This window comes from Amycolatopsis vastitatis, assembly GCF_002234595.1.
In the GTDB taxonomy this organism is placed as follows: Bacteria; Actinomycetota; Actinomycetes; order Mycobacteriales; family Pseudonocardiaceae; genus Amycolatopsis; species Amycolatopsis vastitatis.
The window spans coordinates 38,003-57,760 of the sequence record NZ_NMUL01000023.1 but is presented as its reverse complement, the minus strand read 5'-3'; the positions used below and the strand labels follow the sequence as shown (position 1 = coordinate 57,760).

14 protein-coding genes, 1 tRNA gene and 1 pseudogene are annotated in these 19,758 nt (G+C 67.6%); 12 read left to right on the top strand and 4 right to left on the bottom strand.

Annotation, left to right across the window (positions count from 1 at the left end):
• Positions 1 to 32: 32 nt before the first annotated feature.
• The 8 genes from CF165_RS23015 (at position 33) to CF165_RS22980 (ending at position 9,541) form a co-directional block, all read left to right on the top strand.
• Positions 33 to 986 carry a Ppx/GppA phosphatase family protein gene (locus tag CF165_RS23015; RefSeq protein WP_093949627.1) on the top strand — a complete coding sequence of 318 codons (954 nt, stop codon included), beginning with the start codon at positions 33 to 35 and terminating at the stop codon, positions 984 to 986.
• Between the two features lie 236 nt (positions 987 to 1,222).
• Positions 1,223 to 2,851 carry a peptide ABC transporter substrate-binding protein gene (locus CF165_RS23010; RefSeq protein WP_240521742.1) on the top strand — a complete coding sequence of 543 codons (1,629 nt, stop codon included), beginning with the start codon at positions 1,223 to 1,225 and terminating at the stop codon, positions 2,849 to 2,851.
• A gap of 93 nt (positions 2,852 to 2,944) precedes the next feature.
• A complete protein-coding gene (locus tag CF165_RS23005) occupies positions 2,945 to 3,874 on the top strand; it encodes an ABC transporter permease (protein ID WP_093949625.1) in 930 nt (309 codons plus the stop codon).
• Positions 3,867 to 4,820, top strand: a complete 954-nt coding sequence (locus CF165_RS23000) for an ABC transporter permease (protein WP_093949624.1) — start codon at positions 3,867 to 3,869, stop codon at positions 4,818 to 4,820. Before CF165_RS23005 ends, CF165_RS23000 begins: the two co-directional genes overlap by 8 nt.
• A 6-nt stretch (positions 4,821 to 4,826) precedes the next feature.
• Entirely contained in the window at positions 4,827 to 5,822 is a 996-nt protein-coding gene (locus tag CF165_RS22995) for an ABC transporter ATP-binding protein (RefSeq protein WP_093949623.1), read from the top strand.
• The gene (locus CF165_RS22990) at positions 5,815 to 6,813 is read left to right on the top strand and encodes an ABC transporter ATP-binding protein (RefSeq protein ID WP_093949622.1); all 999 of its coding nucleotides are present in this window, start codon (positions 5,815 to 5,817) and stop codon (positions 6,811 to 6,813) included. The genes CF165_RS22995 and CF165_RS22990 overlap by 8 nt, the downstream gene beginning before the upstream one ends.
• Before the next feature lie 103 nt (positions 6,814 to 6,916).
• Positions 6,917 to 8,602, top strand: a complete 1,686-nt coding sequence (locus CF165_RS22985; RefSeq protein ID WP_167441555.1) for a S8 family serine peptidase — start codon at positions 6,917 to 6,919, stop codon at positions 8,600 to 8,602.
• 117 nt (positions 8,603 to 8,719) lie between these two features.
• Positions 8,720 to 9,541, top strand: coding sequence for a hypothetical protein (locus CF165_RS22980; protein ID WP_093949620.1), 822 nt, complete (start codon positions 8,720 to 8,722; stop codon positions 9,539 to 9,541).
• 46 nt (positions 9,542 to 9,587) lie between these two features.
• Here CF165_RS22980 and CF165_RS22975 read toward each other — a convergent pair whose 3' ends face one another.
• Positions 9,588 to 11,081, bottom strand: a complete 1,494-nt coding sequence (locus CF165_RS22975; RefSeq protein ID WP_093949619.1) for a S10 family peptidase — start codon at positions 11,079 to 11,081, stop codon at positions 9,588 to 9,590.
• 48 nt (positions 11,082 to 11,129) lie between these two features.
• On the opposite strand from CF165_RS22975, the gene CF165_RS22970 reads away from it, so the two are divergent.
• From CF165_RS22970 to CF165_RS22955, 4 genes are all read left to right on the top strand, one after another.
• Positions 11,130 to 11,789, top strand: coding sequence for an endonuclease V (locus CF165_RS22970; protein ID WP_093949618.1), 660 nt, complete (start codon positions 11,130 to 11,132; stop codon positions 11,787 to 11,789).
• A complete protein-coding gene (locus tag CF165_RS22965; RefSeq protein WP_093949617.1) occupies positions 11,786 to 12,469 on the top strand; it encodes a uracil-DNA glycosylase in 684 nt (227 codons plus the stop codon). Before CF165_RS22970 ends, CF165_RS22965 begins: the two co-directional genes overlap by 4 nt.
• Before the next feature lie 84 nt (positions 12,470 to 12,553).
• Positions 12,554 to 13,888: an NAD(P)/FAD-dependent oxidoreductase gene (locus CF165_RS22960; RefSeq protein ID WP_093949616.1), complete on the top strand. Its 1,335-nt coding sequence runs from the start codon at positions 12,554 to 12,556 to the stop codon at positions 13,886 to 13,888.
• A gap of 123 nt (positions 13,889 to 14,011) precedes the next feature.
• A tRNA-Leu gene (locus CF165_RS22955) sits at positions 14,012 to 14,088 on the top strand.
• Positions 14,089 to 15,065: 977 nt separating this feature from the next.
• Here CF165_RS22955 and CF165_RS22945 read toward each other — a convergent pair.
• The 3 genes and pseudogenes from CF165_RS22945 to CF165_RS52755 form a co-directional block, all read right to left on the bottom strand.
• Positions 15,066 to 15,275, bottom strand: a pseudogene (locus tag CF165_RS22945) (helix-turn-helix domain-containing protein); the annotation flags it as partial.
• Between the two features lie 352 nt (positions 15,276 to 15,627).
• Positions 15,628 to 18,711, bottom strand: a complete 3,084-nt coding sequence (locus CF165_RS22940) for a P-loop NTPase fold protein (protein ID WP_093949614.1) — start codon at positions 18,709 to 18,711, stop codon at positions 15,628 to 15,630.
• Between the two features lie 434 nt (positions 18,712 to 19,145).
• Positions 19,146 to 19,562: a C40 family peptidase gene (locus CF165_RS52755; protein ID WP_240521741.1), complete on the bottom strand. Its 417-nt coding sequence runs from the start codon at positions 19,560 to 19,562 to the stop codon at positions 19,146 to 19,148.
• Between the last annotated feature and the right edge of the window lie 196 nt (positions 19,563 to 19,758).

Below are 19,758 nucleotides of genomic sequence, written 5' to 3'. Positions count from 1 at the left end.
TGGTGCCGGCACCGGCCAGCTAGGGTGATCGCATGCCTCGTGTTGCCGCGATCGACTGTGGGACCAACTCCATCCGCCTGCTCGTCGCCGAGCTGACGCCGCGTCACGATGGCACGGTCGACCTGCGCGACCTGCACCGCGAGATGCGGATCGTCCGGCTCGGCCAGGGCGTCGACGCCACCGGCGAGCTGGCCCCCGAGGCGCTCGAGCGCACCCGGGTCGCGCTCGCCGACTACACGGTCGCCGCGCGGCGCAAGGGCGTCGAGAAGGTGCGGATGGTCGCCACCTCCGCCACCCGCGACGCGAAGAACCGCGACGACTTCTTCCGCATGACCCGCGAAACCCTCGGCGTCGAGGCCGAGGTGATCAGCGGGGACGAGGAGGCCCGGCTCAGCTTCACCGGCGCCGTCGGGGAGCAGGACCCGGACGACGGCCCGTTCGTCGTGGTGGACGTCGGCGGCGGCTCGACCGAGCTGGTCCTCGGCACCTGGGACGGCAGGCAGGCCGAGGTGCTCGCCGCGAAGTCCGTCGACATCGGCTGCGTGCGGATCACCGAGCGCGCGCTCAAGAGCGACCCGCCGACCGCCGACGAGATCGCCGCCGCCCGCGACCTGGCGGGCAAGGTCCTCACCGACGCGTTCGACGTCGTCGACGTCGCCCGCGCCAAGACCTGGATGGGCGTCGCCGGCACGGTGACCACGCTGTCGGCGATCGCCCAGGAGCTGCCGGAGTACGACCGCGACCGCGTGCACCTTTCGAAACTGAGCGCGGCGGACATCGACCGGCTCGCCACGCGCCTGCTCAGCGAAAGCCACGCCACCCGCGCGGCGAACCCGGTGATCCACCCCGGCCGGGTCGACGTCATCGGTGGCGGCGCGGTCGTGGTCCAGACCCTCGCCGAGCAGCTCGCCGCCCGCGGCGGGCCGACCGAGCTGGTCGTCAGCGAGCACGACATCCTCGACGGCATCGCGCTGTCGCTCGCCTGACCGACCGTTCGGCCGCCTCAAAGGGCTTGCGCCGCAACGCAAACCGTGGGTGAGTACCTGATGACCGCCCGTCCGCGCTACGCCGTCCGGGGTATCCGGATTCCAACGTTGGTTGTACTCCAACCAGGTGATCCCGACGGTCGTCACACATTTGCAACACCGCAGTCCTGTGATCAGCTTCATCGCCCCCGATAGCGTGCGTCTCACCTTTCGGACAGACGGAGATGGAGGGGATCATGCGTCGTTCGCGCAGGCTCTGGGGACCCACGGTGGTGATGACCTCGCTGGCGCTCGTGCTCGCCGCATGCGGCGGCGGTTCGGGCAGCAGCCCCGCGGGCGCCGGCGAGACGAACCCGGACGGCGCGGTCAGCGTCTACGGCACCGAACCACAGAACGCGCTGGTCCCGACCAACATCAACGACCTGGGCGGCACCAAGGCGATCCAGGTCATGTTCGCCACCCTGGTCGGTTTCAAGGGCGCGGACGCTAAGCCGTTCAACCTGATGGCCGACTCGATCACCACGACCGACTCCAAGGTCTACGACATCAAGATCAAGCAGGGCTGGAAGTTCCACGACGGCACCGAGGTGAAGGCGCACAACTTCATCGACGCCTGGAACTACGGCGCCTACGGGCCGAACGGCCAGCTCAACACCGACTTCTTCTCGAACATCCAGGGGTACAAGGACGTCCACCCCGAGGACGAGAACGCCAAGCCGGCCACGGACAAGATGTCCGGCCTCGTCCAGAAGAGCGACTACGAGTTCCAGGTGACGCTGGACGCGCCGTTCTCGGTGTTCGACATCAAGGTCGGCTACCAGGCGTTCGCGCCGCTGCCCGACGCGTTCTTCAAGGACCCCAAGGGCTTCGAGCAGCACCCGATCGGCAACGGGCCGATGAAGTTCGTCTCGCGGACGCCCAACCAGGACATCAAGCTCACCCGCAACGACGACTACAAGGGTGACGACAAGGTCCACTTCAAGGACCTCGACATCAAGATCTACGCCAGCCAGGAGACCGCTTACCAGGACCTGCTGAGCGGGCGGCTCGACTTCATGGAGGCGCTGCCGCCGTCGGCGGTCGCGGGTGGCAAGTACAAGAACGACCTCGGCGACCGGCTGGTCACCGGCCACCTGCTCGGGATCAGCACCATCGCCGTGCCCTACTACGTGCCGGGGTACAACAACCTCGAGCTGCGCAAGGCCATCTCGATGGCGATCGACCGCGCGCAGATCACCAAGACCGTCATGAACGACACCTACGTGCCCGCGGACGGCTACATCTCGCAGGGCATCCCGGGTGCGCGTCCCGGTGTTTGCGAGTTCTGCAAGTTCGACCCGGCGGCGGCCAAGGCCGCCTTCCAGAAGTCCGGCTTCCAGGGCAAGCTGACGATCGCGTCCAACGCGGACGGTGGCCGCAAGGAACCGCTGGTCGCGGCGTGCAACAGCATCAAGAACACCCTCGGCGTCGAGTGCGACTTCGTGCCCGCGACCGACTTCGGCCAGTGGCGCAGCATCGTCACCAAGAAGAAGCTGACCGGCATGGGCCGCTCGGACTGGTCCGCGGACTACCCGTCTATCGAGGACTTCCTCAACCCGATCTACAAGACCGGCGGGTCCTCGAACGACTCCAGCTACTCGAACCCGCAGGTCGACGCGCTCCTCGGGAAGGCGGACGCCACCGCGGACAAGGACGCGGCGGTCAAGCTGTACCAGCAGGCCGAGGACCTGATCGCCAAGGACCTGCCGTCGATCCCGGTGTGGGACGAGAAGGGCGTCGCGGCGAAGTCGAAGAACCTCAAGTCGGCGGCCCTGGACTTCCGGCGCATGCCGGACTACCCGTCCATCGAGGTCCTGAAGAAGTAGCTGCCGCACCCACCACCACGCCGTCGTGAGTGAGAAACAGTGTTCCAACCCTGTTTCTCACTCACGACGGCCGGCGCGCACTAGGAACTCGTCATGATCCGCTATGTCCTGCGACGGCTGCTCCAGCTGGTCCCGGTGTTCTTCGGCACCACGTTCCTGATCTACGTCCTGGTCTGGGCGCTGCCCGGCGACCCGTTCTCGGGCAAGTGCGGCCAGGCCGCCTGCCCGGCGGCCTACGTCGCCCAGATGACCGAGAAGTACCACCTGAACGACAACATCTTCGTCCAGTACTTCAAGTACCTCGGGAGCCTCTTCACCGGTGACTGGGGCGAAACTTTCAACGGCACCTCCGTCGGCGAGCTGATCGCGACGTCGTACCCGATCACGCTGCGGCTGGCCGTGATCGCCGTGGCCATCGAAGCCGTCATCGGCCTCACCGCCGGCGTGCTGACCGGCCTGCGCGGCAAGGGTTTCCTCGACAACCTGGTGCTGGTGTCGACGACGTTCCTGATCTCGCTGCCGGTGTTCGTCACGGCGATCGTGCTGCAGCTCGCGCTGGGCGGCAACGGCCTCGGCTGGATCGAGGCCAGCGTGTCGGAGAACCCGGGCATCGGCGAGCTGATCGTGCCCGGCATCGCGCTCGGCAGCCTGTCGATGGCCTACGTCGCCCGGCTGTCGAGAAGCAGCATCGCCGAAAACCGCCGCGCCGACTACGTGCGGACGGCGATCGCCAAGGGGCTGCCGCAGAGCCGGGTCGTCGGCGTCCACCTGCTCCGCAACTCGGTGATCCCGGTGCTCACGTTCCTCGGCACCGACCTCGGCGCCCTGATGGGCGGCGCGATCGTCACCGAAGGCGTGTTCAACATCAACGGGCTGGGCAGGCTGATCTTCCGCGGCATCCAGGACCGGGAGAGCGCGACCGTCGTCGGCGTCGTCGTCCTGCTGGTCCTGGTGTACCTGCTGATGAGCCTGATCGTCGACCTGCTCTACGCCGTTCTCGACCCGAGGATCCGCTATGACTGACCCGAACCTGGTGGGTGGTGGCGGCGCCGACGCGGCCGAGCTGTCGCGCATCGACGACTCCGCCGCCGGCCCGCAGCAACCCCGCAGCCTGTGGAGCGACGCCTGGCAGCAGCTGCGGCGCAAGCCGGCGGTCATCGCCTCGGCGGTGATCATCCTGTTCATCGTGCTGCTCGCGATCGCTCCCGGCCTGTTCAGCTCGCGCGACGCGGGTTTCAGCGATCTGTCCCACGCCAACGAAGGGCCGTCCGCGGACGCCTGGTTCGGCTACGACAACCAGGGCGCCGACGTCTACGCCCGCACGATCTACGGCACCCGCGCCTCGGTGCTGGTCGGGGTGTTCTCGACGCTGCTGACCGTGCTCTTCGGCTCGCTCGTCGGCATCCTCGCCGGCTACTACGGGCGGTTCGTCGACAGCCTGCTCTCCCGCTTCGGCGACATCTTCGCGGGCCTGCCGTTCATCCTCGGCGCGATCGTCATCCTGACGACGTTCAACGCGCCCGGCACGAACCCCGGCGCCGTCACGATCGTCGTGCAGGTGGTCTGTTCGATCGCGGTGCTGAGCTGGCCGGTGGCCATGCGGATCATGCGCTCGGCGACGCTGGTGGCCAAGCAGCTCGACTACGTCAAGGCCGCGCGCGGCCTCGGCGCGAGCACCCCGCGGATCATCTTCCGGCACCTGCTGCCGAACACGATCGCGCCGGTGCTGGTGTACGCCACCATCGCGCTCGGCGCGTTCATCGGCGCCGAAGCGACGCTCGCCTTCCTCGGCATCGGCGTGCGCGCGCCGGTGGTTTCGTGGGGCTTGCTGATCGCGGACTCGCGGGACTACTTCCAGAGCTACCCGCACATGTTGCTGTTCCCCGGCGCCTTCGTCACCCTGACCGTGCTGGCCTTCGTGATGCTCGGTGACGGCATCCGCGACGCGCTCGATCCGAAGTCGAGGTAGATCCCTTTGTCCGACAACGAACTCCTGCTCGAAGTAGAGGACCTGCGCGTCGAGTTCCGGACGTCCGACGGCGTGGCGAACGTGCTCAACGGCGTCAGTTACTCGGTGCACGCCGGGGAAACCCTGGCCGTGCTGGGTGAATCCGGGTCCGGGAAGAGCGTCACCGCGCAGACGGTGATGGGCATCCTCGACGTGCCGCCGGGCGTGATCACCGGCGGTGCCGTGCGCTGGCGCGGCGAGGACCTGCTGACCGCGCCCGACGAACGCCGTCGCGAGGTCCGTGGCAGCGAGATCGCGATGATCTTCCAGGACGCGCTGTCCGCGCTGAACCCGGTGTTCACCGTGGGCTTCCAGATCGAGGAACAGCTGCGCGTCCGGCTCGGAATGTCCAAAAAGGACGCCCGGAAGCGCGCGATCGAGCTGCTCGACATCGTCCGCATCCCGGCCGCGGACCGGCGGATCAAGGACTACCCGCACCAGTTCTCCGGCGGCATGCGCCAGCGCGCGATGATCGCGATGTCGCTCGCGCTCGACCCCGACCTGCTCATCGCCGACGAGCCGACCACCGCCCTCGACGTCACCGTCCAGGCCCAGATCATGGACCTGCTGGGCGAGATCCAGGCCGAACGCAAGATGGGGCTGGTGCTCATCACCCACGACCTGGCCGTGGTCGCCGAGGTCGCCGACCGGATCGCGGTGATGTACGCGGGCCGGATCGTCGAGCAGGCCGACGTCGGCGAGCTGTTCCGCGCGCCGGGCCACCCGTACACCGCCGCGCTGATGGACTCGCTGCCCCGGCTCGACCTCAAAGGACAGACGCTGGAAACCATCAAGGGCCTGCCGCCCAGCCTGCTGGACATCCCGCCGGGCTGCCCGTTCCACCCGCGGTGCAAGCGGGCGGAGGGGCGCTGCTCCTCGGAGGTTCCGCCCCAGCACGCGCTCGGCTTCGGCCGCACGAGCGCGTGCCACTTCGCCGAAGAGGTGGTGAGCTCCCGTGCCTGATCCGATCCTCTCGGTCACCGACCTGAAGAAGCACTTCCCGGTCCGCGTCGGCGTCCTGTTCAAGCGCACGATCGGGCAGGTCAAGGCGGTCGACGGCGTCTCGTTCGACCTGATGCCGGGCGAGACGCTCGGCGTCGTCGGCGAGTCCGGCTGCGGGAAGTCGACGCTCGCCCAGGTGCTGATGCGGCTCGAAGAGCCGACGGGCGGGACGGCGACGTTCGAGGGCCGCGACATCTTCGCGTTGCGCGGCAACGAGCTGCGCAAGCTGCGCCGCGAGATCCAGATCGTCCTGCAGGACCCGTACACCTCGCTCAACCCGCGGATGACGGTCGGCGACATCATCGGCGAGCCGTTCGAGATCCACCCCGAGGTGGCGCCGAAGGGATCGCGGGCCGGCAAGGTGCGCGAGCTGCTGGACGTCGTCGGGCTCAACCCCGAGCACCTCAACCGCTACCCGCACCAGTTCTCCGGCGGGCAGCGCCAGCGCATCGGCATCGCGCGGGCGCTGGCCCTGCGGCCCAAGGTGATCATCTGCGACGAGCCGGTGTCCGCGCTGGACGTCTCGATCCAGGCGCAGGTGATGAACCTGCTCGGCGACCTGCAGGGCGAGTTCGGGCTGTCCTACGTCTTCATCGCGCACGACCTTTCGGTGGTGCGGCACCTGTCGAACCGCGTCGCGGTGATGTACCTCGGCAAGATCGTCGAAATCGGCACCGACGAGGAGATCTACGAACGACCGTCCCACCCGTACACCCAGGCGCTGCTGTCCGCGGTCCCGGTGGCGGACCCGGCCGTGCGCGGCCACCGCCAGGTGATCCGGCTGACCGGCGACGTCCCGAGCCCGCTGGATCCCCCGTCCGGGTGCCGGTTCCGCACGCGGTGCTGGAAGGCGCAGGAAGTGTGCGCCACGGAGGTGCCGGAGCTCGTCCCGAGGACCGACGGGCATCCGTCAGCTTGTCACTTCGCGGAGCAGAAGTCGGTTGTTCCATAACGTACTTTTTGCCGTTGTAAGCGCATTGTCCGATCTATACGGTGCAGGAACCGCTTTCCGGAGGAGGAGAAACGTGAAGAGACCCAGGCTTTTCGCCGCGGCCATGGCCGTCCCGCTGTTCGGGGCGCTCTCGGCCGTCGCGGTCCCGGTCGCGTCGGCGCAGCCCGCGCTGTCCGGCCCGGCGACCGAGTTCACCGTGCTCGCCAAGGACGTCCAGAGCATCGCCGGTGCCCAGCAGGCCATCAAGGCCGCCGGCGGCACCGTGCTGGAGACCAACACCGCCGTCGGCCTGATCAGGGCCAGCGCCCCGGCCACCGGGTTCACCGAGCGCGTCACGGCGAACCGGGCCGTGTTCGGCTCCGCCAAGGCGCAGGTCATCGGCTCGCTGCCGAAGAACGGCAAGAAGACCAAGAACGACAACGCGGAGAAGGAAGGCCGCGGCGCCGCGAAGAAGGCCGCCGCCGCGCCGGTCGGGATGGACCCGCTGGACGACCAGCTCTGGGGCCTCAAGTCCGTCCGTTCGGACCTCTCGCGCACCAAGCAGCCGGGCAGCAAGCAGGTCAAGGTCGGCGTCATCGACACCGGCATCGACGGCACGCACCCGGACATCGCGCCGAACTTCGACCTGGCCGACTCGCGCAACTTCACCCGCGACATCCCGACCGACCCCAACGGCGTCGAACTGGACGGGCCCTGTGAGTTCCGCGGCTGCGTCGACCCGGCCAACCACGACGACGGCGGCCACGGCACGCACGTCGCCGGCACCATCGCCGCCGCGGCGAACGGCTTCGGCGTCTCCGGCGTCGCGCCGAACGTCACGCTGGTGAACATCCGCGCCGGCCAGGACTCGGGCTTCTTCTTCCTGCAGCCGACCGTCGACGCGCTGACCTACGCCGGCGACGCCGGCATCGACGTGGTCAACATGTCGTTCTACACCGACCCGTGGCTGTACAACTGCACGGCGAACCCGGCGGACTCGGCCGCCGAGCAGGCCGAGCAGCGCACGATCATCGAGGCGACCCAGCGCGCGCTGAACTACGCGCACCACAAGGGCGTCACGATGGTGGTCGCGCTGGGCAACCAGCACACCGACCTCGGCGCGCCGCAGCCGGACACCACCAGCCCGGACTACCCGGCGAACGCCACGCACCCGCGCAACGTCGACAACTCGAGCTGCCTCAGCCTGCCGGTCGAGGGTGGCCACACCATCGGCGTGAGCGCGTTCGGGCCGTCGCAGAAGAAGGCGGACTACTCGAACTACGGCCTCGAGCAGATCTCGGTGTCGGCGCCGGGCGGGTTCTTCCGCGACGGCTTCGGCACACCGTGGTTCCGCACGGTCGAGAACGAGATCCTCTCGACGTACCCGAAGAACGTCGGCGTCGCCGAGGGCAACATCGACGCGGACGGCAACGTCACGCCGGCGGGCGTCGCGCTGGGCATCCAGAAGGCGACGGCGGCCGACGGCCGGGTCGGCTACTACCAGTGGCTGCAGGGCACGTCGATGGCGACCCCGCACGCGACCGGCGTCGCGGCGCTGATCATCTCGCAGTACGGCAAGAAGTCCCACGGCGAGTTCGGCATGGACCCGGACAAGGTCCAGCGGGTCCTCGAAGGCACGGCGGCGAAGATCGCCTGCCCGGTGCCGCGGACGGTGGACTACCTGAAGGAAGGCCGGGACGCGACGTTCACGGCGACCTGCGAAGGTGACCCGTCGTTCAACGGGTTCTACGGCCACGGCGGGGTCGACGCCTACGCGGCGGTGACGCGCGGGTCGCAGTACCTGAAGTAGCGGTTGGCTCGCGAACCGGCTCACCTCCTCTGCGGGAGGTGGGCCGTTTCGCTTCCGGAGGCAACCTCTTCGCGGGGGCGTGCGTGTATTCGCCGGAGGCGTACCAGGGGAGGTCCGATGATCATGGTGACGGCCGCGGAGCACGGGGAGGCCCGGCACTGGCTGGCCAGGCACGGGCAACCGGTCGGGCAGCCGACACCCCTGGTGACCGCGCTGATCGCGACGAGGCGGCCGGTGAGGGGCCGCGGCACCTGGCGTTACTTCGGGTACGTCATGCTTGCCGGGCTCGCCGCGTCGGTGTATCTACTGCTGTTCGGCCCCGGGGCGACCGAAAGCGCCATCGGCTACTTCATCGGCTTCGGGATCCAGCTGGGGTTGTGGGACATCATCAGACGGCGCGAGCGCGAACTTCGCGCGTCGGCTCCGGCGCGGCCTCCGGCGGAACCCTGGTGGCAGGTCCTGGGCGGCTGGTACCTCGCGTCTCTCGTCCTCGCGTTCGCCGGTGGGGCCGTGCTCGCCGGCGCGATGTACTTCACGACGCCGGACCGGACGTACGCGGTGAGCTGGCTGGGCTTGCTCGGGCTCAGCGGGCTCAGCAGCGGCTGCGTCCTGATCGGCATCCTCCGCGGCCCGGTTTTCGGCGCGGACGCGGAGTCCCTGGCTGTCGCACGGGCGTTGCGAGCCGAGAAGATCTACCTCGCGTCGCCGGTGCTGGGGGTTTTGCCGCTCGCGATGGAAATGCTCATGGGCCACGGACGGCAGCCCGCGGAGTTCTTCCCGTGGATGGCCGGTTACATCGCGGCGGTGGTGCTCCTCCAGGCGGTCAGCGGCCTCCGGCACCGGCGCCGGTTCCGGAAGCTGCCCCCGGGCCACTACGGCGAGCCGGCGCCGGACCGGGATCCCGGCACGCCGGTCGACTGGTCGCCGCCGGGGTACTGACGAGCTCCGGGCGGGTGGTGCCCGGCCTGGGCACCACCCGCCGGACTCAGCGGTTCGACGCCTTCTTGACGAACTTCGCCAGGTCCTTCGCCTGCTGCACCCGGGTCGGCTCGTGGACGTACATCATGTGACCCGCCGGGTAGTACGCCGTGTCGATGTTGTCCCGCAGTTCTTCGGGGATCTGCAGGCGGGCCAGCACGTGCTCGGCCGCGAAGTACGCCGTCGCGCCGTCGTAGTGGCCGAAGGCGACGTGCACCTTCAGGTGCGGGTTCGCGCGCATCGCCGCGCTCAGCGAGTCCACCACCGACACCGAGCGGCCCTCGAAGTCCGAGTACGACCACGCCTTGAACGTGTCCTCGTGGATGAGCTCGTACGGCAGGTCGTTCTCGTACCCGAGATCGGCCCGCACGTAGTGGTTGAACGCCGCCGCGTAGGCCCCGATGACCCGCGAGATCGACGGGTCGTCGCTCATGTGCTCGCGGCCGCCGTCCGGCTCCCACGTCGTGAACCGGCCGTCCATCCGGCCGACCGTCAGGCCGCGGTCGCGCAGCAGCTCGGTGAAGAAGCGGATGTGCTCGATCCGCAGGTTCACCCGGTCCACATAGGACTCGGTGAGCCCGGTCAGCGACGCCAGCGTGGCCACCGCGTCGGCCCGGTCCTGAGTGGACAGCCGCGCGCCGCGCGAGAGCGCCCACGGCAGCTCCTTCGCCGCGAAGTCCTCGGCGTCGGCGAGCACGTCGTCGAGCGGGCGCTCGCCGTGCAGGCCGTGGTAGTGCGCGATCGCCGCGTACGTCGGCACGTACAGCGAGTACGGCAGGTCGTTGCCCTCGGTGAACCGCAGTGTGCCGAGGTCGAGCACCGACGAGATCAGCAGCAGGCCGTTGAGGTAGAGCCCGTGCCGGTCCTGCAGGTGCGCGGCCAGCCCGGCGGCGCGCAGCGTGCCGTAGGACTCGCCGGCCAGGAACTTCGGCGACAGCCAGCGCTGGTGCCGCGACACCCACAGCCGGATGATCTCGCCGACCGACTCGATGTCGCCCTTGAAGCCGTGGAAGTCCTTGGTCTCCTCGCCGCCCGCGACCCGCGAGTAGCCGGTCGACACCGGGTCGATGAACACCAGGTCACTGTGCGTCAGCAGCGTTTCCGGGTTGTCCGCCAGCCCGTACGGCGGCGGCACCAGGTCGTCGACGTCGCCCGAGAGCACCCGCCGCGGCCCCAGCAGGCCCATGTGCAGCCAGATGCTCGACGAGCCGGGCCCGCCGTTGAAGGCGAACGTCACCGGCCGCGTCCCCGGATCGGCGTCGTCGAGGGTGTAGGAGGTGATGAACACCTCGGCCTTCGCCTTGAAGCCCTCGGACTTGCCGTCCTTGACGACCTCCTTGCGGAGGACGACCCGGCCCGCCTTCGCCGTGTACGCGAGCTTCTTCCGCTTCACGGTCAGCGTGTGCCCGGTCGTGACGATGTCGTCGGTGGGCTCGGCCGGGATCTCCGTGGCCTCCGCGGCCTTCGGCTCGGGAGCCTCTTCGGGGGTGGTGTCCGCCATGGGCCCAACTTAGTCGGCGCGGACGGGCGGCTGTGGCAGGGTGACCTGGTGCACACCGAGGACTGGCCCTCGACGATCGAGGAAGCGCTCGCCACGCAGGAACGACTGCGCGGCCGGGTCGACCTCACCGACGACCTCCCCGAGCTGCCGCCGACGGTCACCGGCCTCGACGTCGCCTACGACGACGCCGGCGGCATCGCCGCGGCGGTCGTCACCCTCGAGACCGCCGGGCTCACCGTGGTCGAGGAACGGACACACCGCGCGAAGGCCGTCTTCCCGTACGAGCCGGGCCTGTTCGCCTTCCGCGAGCTGCCGCCGCTGCTGGCCGCGCTGGACCGGCTGGAGCGCACGCCCGACATCCTCGTCTGCGACGGCCACGGCCTCGCGCACCCGCGCCGCTTCGGCCTCGCCTGCCACCTCGGCGTCCTGACCGGGCTGCCCGCGTTCGGCGTCGGCAAGACGCCGTTCATCGGCTCGCACGAGCCTCCGCCGGCCTCCCGGGGCTGTTCGGCGCCGCTGGTCGACGCCGGAGAGCTGGTCGGCGCCGTGCTGCGGACCCAGGACGGCGTCAAGCCGGTGTACGTCTCGGCCGGGCACCGGATCGGCCTGGCCCACGCCTGCCGGCTCACGCTGGCGCTCACCCCGCGCTACCGGCTGCCCGAGACCACGCGGCACGCCGACCGGCTGTCACGGGCGGCACTGCGATGAGGTCCCTCGCCGAGCTGGACTCGGCGGTGGCGGGGTGCCGCGCCTGCCCGCGGCTGGTCGCCTGGCGGGAAGGCGTCGCGGGCACCAAGGCGGCGTTCCGCGGCGAGGAGTACTGGGCGCGCCCGGTGCCGGGCTTCGGGCCGCCGGACGCGTCGCTCGCGGTCGTCGGCCTGGCCCCCTCGGCGCACGGCGGCAACCGCACCGGCCGGATGTTCACCGGCGACCCGTCGGGTGACTTCCTGTTCCGGGTCCTGCACGAGGTCGGGCTCGCGTCCCAGCCGACGTCGACGTCGATCGGCGACGGCCTGGAGCTGTACGGCACCCGGCTCGTCTCGCCGGTGCGGTGTGCCCCGCCGGAGAACAAGCCGACCCCGGCCGAGCGGGACACCTGCCGCCCGTGGCTCGCGGAGGAGCTGGCACTGTTACGTCCGACACTGCGGGCGATCGTGGTGCTCGGCGCGTTCGGCTGGCAGGCGTTGCTGCCCGTGCTGGAAGCGGCCGGGTGGCCGGTGCCGCAGCCGCGTCCGGCGTTCGCGCACGGGGCGTCGCTCGAACTCGGCGACCTGCGCGTATTCGGCTGTTATCACGTCTCGCCGCGCAATGTCCAGACGCACCGGGTGACCCACGCCATGGTGGTGGACGTCTTCCGTGCCGCGACCTCGGTGACAGGACCGGACTGAATCGTTACGGAAACCGCAGCGACGCTGGTCACAGCCGGATGGGGCCCCCGAGCGGGGACGCGGCGAAGGTGTCACCATGAGGACATGGCTGCTGCGAAGTCGAAGTCGGAACCGACTCGGATCCTCGTCCTCGGTGGTGGGTACGTCGGGCTCTACACGGCGTACGGCCTCCAGAAGATGCTCCGGGCCAACGAGGCCTCCGTGACCGTCGTTGACCCGCAGCCCCACATGACCTACGCGCCGTTCCTCCCGGAGGCCGCGGCCGGCGCGATCGAGCCCCGGCACGTGGTCGTGCCGCTGCGGCGGGTGCTCAAGCGCTGCCACGTGCTGACCGCGCGCGTCACCAAGATCGAGAACGAGAAGAAGTCCGTCACGGTCGAGGCGGCCGACGGCCACATCGAGCAGCTCGGCTACGACATCCTGGTCGTCGCCCTGGGCGCGGTGGCCCGCATCCTGCCGATCCCGGGCCTGGTCGAGGAAGGCATCGCCTTCAAGACCATCGGCGAGGCGATCTACCTGCGCAACCACATCATGACGAAGCTCGACGAGGCGGCCAGCACGCTCGACCCCGAGCTGCGCAAGCGCCTGCTGACGTTCACGGTGGTCGGCGGCGGGTTCGCGGGCATCGAGGCGCTGGCCGAGCTCGAGGACATGACCCGGTTCGCGGTGGAGAACTACTACCCGAACATCGAGACCTCCGACATCCGCTGGGTGCTCGTCGAGGCCGCCGGCCGGATCCTCCCCGAGGTCCGCGAGACCCTGGGCGTGTACACGGTCGAGCAGCTGGAGAAGCGCGGCATCGAGGTCTACCTGTCGACGGCGGCGAAGTCGTTCGAGAACGGCCACGTCGTGCTGTCCGACGGAACCGAGTTCGACACCGACACGATCATCTGGACCGCGGGCGTGAAGGCCAATCCGGTGCTGGCCAACTCGGACCTCCCGCTGGACAAGCGCGGCCGCCTCGAGGCAACGGCGGCCATGCAGGTGGTGGGCCACCCGGACGTGTGGACGGCGGGCGACAACGCGGCGATCCCGGACCTGTCCCGCACGGAAGAGGACCCGACGGCGACCTGCCCCCCGAACGCCCAGCACGCGGTCCGCCAGGCCCGCCTCCTGGCGAAGAACATCATCAAGGTCCTGCGCGGCGGCAAGCCGAAGGACTACTTCCACAAGAACCTCGGCGCGGTGGCGAGCCTCGGCCTCCACAAGGGCGTCGCGGACGCGCTGAACCTGAAGATCAAGGGCTTCCCGGCCTGGCTGTTCCACCGCGCCTACCACCTCAAGGCGATGCCGACGTGGAACCGCCGCATCCGCATCCTGTTCGACTGGATCCTGGGCGGGCTGTTCAGGCGCGAGGTCATCTCGCTCGGGCAGATCAACAACCCGAAGGACGAGTTCGCCCGCGTCTCGAAGTCCTGACGCAGTTCTGCTCGAGTGCCCCCGGTCGCAGCGACCGGGGGCACTCGCCGTTTCGGGACTTCGCGCACGTCTTGCCTCGACTCCGCGGACGCTGAAGTGAGGCCATCACCTAGAGTGTGCGGTGCCCCCGTAGCCCAACCGGCAGAGGCAGTCGACTTAAAATCGATTCAGTGCGGGTTCGAGTCCCGTCGGGGGCACCACGCAGACCATCATCGCCCTGATCGGCCTCGGCTGGCTGGCACGCTGGTCATCGAGGGCACGTACGACCTCTCGTCGAAGCGCGGGAGGCGGTGATGGGCTCCTCGTCCAGCGTGAGCAGGTTCGTCACCACGATGATGAGCATCGTCATCGGGCTGACCTTCCTTTTCGGCTTCGGGAATGTCCTGGCCTTGGCGTTGCGAATCGGTGTTCCGGCATACGTCGCTCCGCTGGTGGCCCCAGCCCTGGACTTGACCGTGCTCGGCTTGCTGGTAGCTGGCGATGCACGGCGCTCCGGAAGGGGTGCTGCGGCCGGCTCGGCGGCTCATCCTCGCTGTCAGCATCGCGACGCTTGCTCTGAATGTTGCCGACCCTATCTGTGCAGGCCAATGGGGGTAAGGCTGGACGCCGAGAGGTCGGCGCGGAGGGCTCGATGTTCGACCACGCGGATAGGTGACCTGATCGCGTTCGCCACCGCTGCAGGGACGGACCAAGGCCGGCGGACGCTGCTCGGCGAAGACGAACTGGTTGCCCTTGCGTCAGCACGTGATGGCGAGCGTGGAGAACGCCACCCACCGGTCCGCCTGGCCGTCCTCGCGCTCGCCCGCCGACCGCCGGGTGCGGGCCCTGCGGCCGACCGGGACGGAACTCGCCCTGGTCGAAGAAAACTCTCTGTCACTGGAACTCGGCGGCGCCCTGAAGGACCCAAGGAACTTGTAGCCGGAGCCCCGCTCGGTAAGAAGAAACTCCAACAGTAAGGACTCCGTCGAGAACGCAGCGTGCGCCGAGCAGGTCGCTTTCGATGGCGCCCAGAACGCCATGTTTGACGACTGGACCACGGCCAAGCTCCTCCTCGGCATCGGCCGACCGTCCGCCCAGGACCCGTGCGTCGGTCCCGCCCACGATTAGCGGTGGGTCGGCGCCTCGCGTCGCTGGTGTGGTGTCCGCGGAGTCGCAGCGTTCGTCACGGATTAAGTCCTCCGATCGAGGCGAACCGGTCACGCCACTTGATCACCGTCGGACGGGACACCCCGACCAGCCGCGCCGTGTCCGCAGTTCCATGCCCGTCCGCGATCGCCAGCACAATCCGGGCCCGCTCGACATGACTCGCCCGGATCGCCCGCGACCGCGTCCCCGACTCCAACGTCGCCCGGTCCTCGACACTTACCACCAAACCCGACGAAGGCATGACCCATCATCGCGAACCCCACGCCGTAAACCAATTAACGACGCACGACACTGGCAGGTCGCCAGTATCCAGGGTAATCGTTCCAGTCAATTTGCCAGCTTCCGGCGATGCATGGCCGCATCGCCGAGCAACGCTAAATCGACTGCTTCGAAGTACCGGGAAGTCTACCGGCGCGGCGCGCGCCGCACTTCATGGCTGAGCGAGCGTGTGCCGAGGTGGTCACATCGACGGCGCTTTGTGCACCGTATTCCCCTTTCGACTCGGAAGAGGTCGCCGACCTGATCCTGCGGGCGACCAGCGTCTGAACGGGTCCGGCGCCGTGGTCCAGAGGGCAACTCGCGATGCGGGACGTTCACGCGAACCGGTGAGCGGCTTCGGCGATGGGAGGATCGGTGGCGAGAAACCGACGAAGTGCGTTGGTCGAGGACCGGTTCGGCTCACGCGTGCCCTCCTCGGCCAGCCCGCACTCTTGGAGCGCCTGGTACCAGCCGGTGAGATCGCCTGAGTCGGCGCGGGCGCTCTGCTCCAGTACCTCAAGTACGGTTCGGGTTTCGTCTGGGGAGAGAGCGCGCAACGTGTTGCGCAGGTGCGGCCAGCGCAGAGTGAGTGTCACTATCTTGGCCGTCGTTTCGGGCGTGGCGGTCGCGTCGGTGGAAAGATTCGTCCGGTGTCCGATGAACGTGTAAAATCGGTAAAGGTTGACGAAGCGTTTGATTTCACGGGGGTTCCTGATCTTGGCGTCGTCCATCGCCGCGACGATGGGTTCGTATGCGTCAGCGTCGGAATATAGTTCGCTGAAGACTCGGAGTGCGGCCTGTACCGTCTCTGGCTGGAGCTTCGCGCCGACGTCGCCGAGGACTTCGTACTGTACGAGGTGGCGGAGTTGCGGAAGTTGTTCGATCGTCGGCTGATGGTCGCGGATTGCTGCTGCGATTTTGTCGATCTTTTCCGCCGAGTGAACGACCTCGGACACCTCCTTGGTCTGTCCCCCCTTGCTGAAAATATTTTCCTTTGCGGTAAGCGGGGCGCGGTCGATGCTGCCTGAAGCGAACAACGACTTCAGATAAGTGCTCGGCGAACGATCGGCCTGCGATGGCAGGTTCATCGGCAGCTGCACGATCTTCTCGAGGAACCGCCAGCCCAGCGGTGAATGACGGTCCACGCTTGCACTCTGCCGTAGGTTGTCAGCCAGGTCCTTGTAGGTCGACTCGATGTGCGCGGCTATCACCGATGGCTCGACAGCCAGCAGGAAAATGCAGTTCGGGAATTCTCCGGCCAGGAACAGGTTGACCGCCTCGATCACTTGGCAAACGGTGCCCGGCGAGCAGCGGTCCAGGTCGTCGACAAAGACGACGAGCGGTCGGCTCGGTGTCGCCACGAGGTCGAGCGCGTGCCGCATGTCGGTCTGCACGAGGTGCAGAAAGCCGAGTCTGGTGCGGTAGTCGGGATCGGGTAGCAGCGTGTCCAGCGCGCCTTGCGTCTGATCTGCGGAGAACTTCCGGGCCGCCGCGGGCAAGCTCGGCTCGCTCACTAGCGAACGAAACTGGGATGCGGCGTCCTCGTGCAGGAACTTCTTCACTCGCAAGGCGAAGCTGCCGAGGATGCCTAGTGTGCCGAGTGGCGCGATGGCGCCGGCGAGACTGCGCAGCACTTCGCGAGCTACAGGGAGCAGCCAGCTCGTGAGCAGAGCTGTGCCGAGGAGAAGTGCAAGTGCGGCGAAACCGGCCAGCAAGGGCAGGAGTCGCTCCCACAACGCTCGGTACACCCTGCGCCGCACGGCTTGCCGGTCGACCCGGCGCAGATTCAGTTCGAGCCAAAACCGCTCCCGATCGCCGCGTGCCATCCTTCCGGTGATCTGCGTTATGATCTCGTGGGCGAGGCCCGCCCACACTTGTTCGCCGTTCTGGTACATCCACGGGTTGAACCATACGGTCGGGCGCCAGTCCGCTTCGGAAAGCGTGGGACTGTCCGGAGCTGTCACGTCGAGGTCGCGGAGCTCTACCTCGTCGGCCCTCGTCCACCTGCGCACTCGGCGAAACAGCTCTCCGACGGTGATCCGGCGGGGCGCGGCTTCGTCGACGCGGGGGGAGACTCGATCCAGCAGCACGTCCCGGGAGCCCCGCGAGAACTTGATCTGCTGCCGGGTCCAGCGTTCCTTGTCCGCGGGAGGGTCCAATAGTTCCTGCACCATCCGCATGAGCGAAGTCTTGCCGGCTCCCCACGCCCCGCTGATTCCAATGGTGAGCGGCGGCCGCGTGTCGGCATGGCGGACGAACGCAGCTATGGCTTCTGCGTAACTCCGGTGGCCCAGGGTATCGTCCGTGGTCCAGTAGTCCCGGTTGATCCGGGCGTCGCGGGGCCCGCGAGCGGGTAGGGGGAGTTCGCTGCCGTCGGGGTCGATCATTTCTCGTGCCGGCCGGTCACCGCCCTGTGCCTGCTTTACGATCTGCGCGGCCAGGGTGGCCGCTTTGTCGGGCATGGCCTCGTCCAGCTCGGTCTGCACTTCCGGCTTGTTCCGGTGGGCGAGGGCACGGATGCGTACGTCGTCGGAATCGTTGGCGACGAGGTGTCGGAAGTGTCTGTCGAACACCTCCCGAGAAGGTGCGGCTGTGTGCTGGACTACGAACTCGGTAGGTAGATTGTCGACATCCTGTGGTCGGCCGAACAGGATGATGACCAGATACGTATCGATCGTAGTGAGCAGATTTGCCAGCTTGTACAGCAGGTCTGGCGCAGTCGCATGCATTGCTCCGCGGGTGATTTCTGCCAGAAGGCCGGACCGGCTGTTGAGCTGGAACTGCATCTGCTCAAGAGCTTCGAGTGATGGCGAGGAAATCCGGTATATATCGTTCGTCAGACTCGTCAAGGTCGCGAGCGCGCTGGCCCTCAGGCCGGATCCCCTTCGGCCGACGAGGATCTGAAGGTGATGTCGGTGGAGGCCGTCGATGAGGAGTTCATCGGACGATGTGGCGACGTGGAGCGCGCGTACTTCGGCGATCTTGTTCTCAGAGACTCTCGCTGCGGCAAGAGCCTTGGGGGACATCCATCGCTCAATACCTTCTATGATCTCGGCAATATCTTCTTCCAGGTGGCCTTTGCGTAGATTTCCGAACAGTATGTTGGACAGGGCCGCTAGTTGGGGTGGCAGTTCCGAGGGAATTGGTGTCCGATCGACCAGGACGGGAACTACCGGAACATCCTCGGACAGGGCTGCGGCTACTTCATCGTGTACCTTCTGGTCCGGCGTTGAAGGGATATCAAGTGGCGCAGAAAAAAATGCGACTACGACGGTTATGTCTCGAAAAAAATCTTTTCGTTGGCCCTCAGGTGGCGACTTCGGGACAATCTCGTAACTGCGGAAAGTTTCCGTCAGCACGTGGACTGCGCTCATGATCAGCGGGTGGTCTTCGCCCCATGTGAGGTAGATGCGAGCCAATGGTCTTGCCTCCCGTGCTCGTCGGCGGGTGCTGCCGAAGGAACATCGGACTACCAGTTCCGGCGTTACCGGGTGAAGGGAGCGCTCAGCGATCGGGTGACGGTTTGGAGGCCCTGCCGCAGATCGACGGCGTCACAAGTGGCAGTTGTTCTGGCACGTGCGGACGCTTCAGCTTCGCCGTTGGGTGCACGTCGAGTGTCTCTTCGTCGAGCGGGCAGACGGCCCCAGGCCTGGAATGCAGGGTAGTAGTTCGGCTCATAGTCGGCGGCCTCGTCAGGCGCCGGTGGAACCTGGGTGAGCCACGCATTCGGGGTGTCGACGTCCAGTGGTGCGGTGGGTTCGGCTAGGCTAGCGATGTAAGTTCGTCTGACGACAGATGGGTCTCTTGCTATAGAGCTTCCCTTCGGTTCCGCTGCGAACTCGCAGCGCCTGCGCTAGAGCCGAGGACGAACCACGGGACGACTAGCAGCGAGGTAGTCATCGCCATTCCATCTATACTGGCTCACCTGAATGGGCTGTCCGAAGTCTGGTGCGCGCACCATCTTGCCAGCGTCGATATGGAGGTCGACGCGGTGGATATTGCCTGCTGTCCTGTAGAAGATCAGGTCTCCGGCCATAGGGGTGCCCAGCAGGCCGGTGTTGTACTGGGTCTTAGCTGTTCTCGGCAGCGAGATGCCGACTGCGTTGTATGCCGCCATGGTGAAGCCGGAGCAGTCGAACCCTTGTCGCCCTGGCTGGTCCATTGCCGCCCACTGGTAGGGCAGTCCGAGTTGGCCGCAGGCGAAATTGATCGCCATGATGGCCGCGGGTGTCGGCGCCAGCATGTTCTTGCAATCGTTGGTGCCGACCAAGGCTTCACCTTATTTATTCGCCTGCGCAAGAACTTCGCCGACGTACCATTCGGTGTGGTTATAGGCGAAGATCGCCTTAAGAAGGTCCCTGAGTGCTCCCGAGTCGCAGAGGTACTATGCCGCGGCGTAAATCGCGTCATGCGAGTTTGCGCCGGGATGGTGGTGTGGCACCCCTGTCGGCAGTGGATGCCAGGAG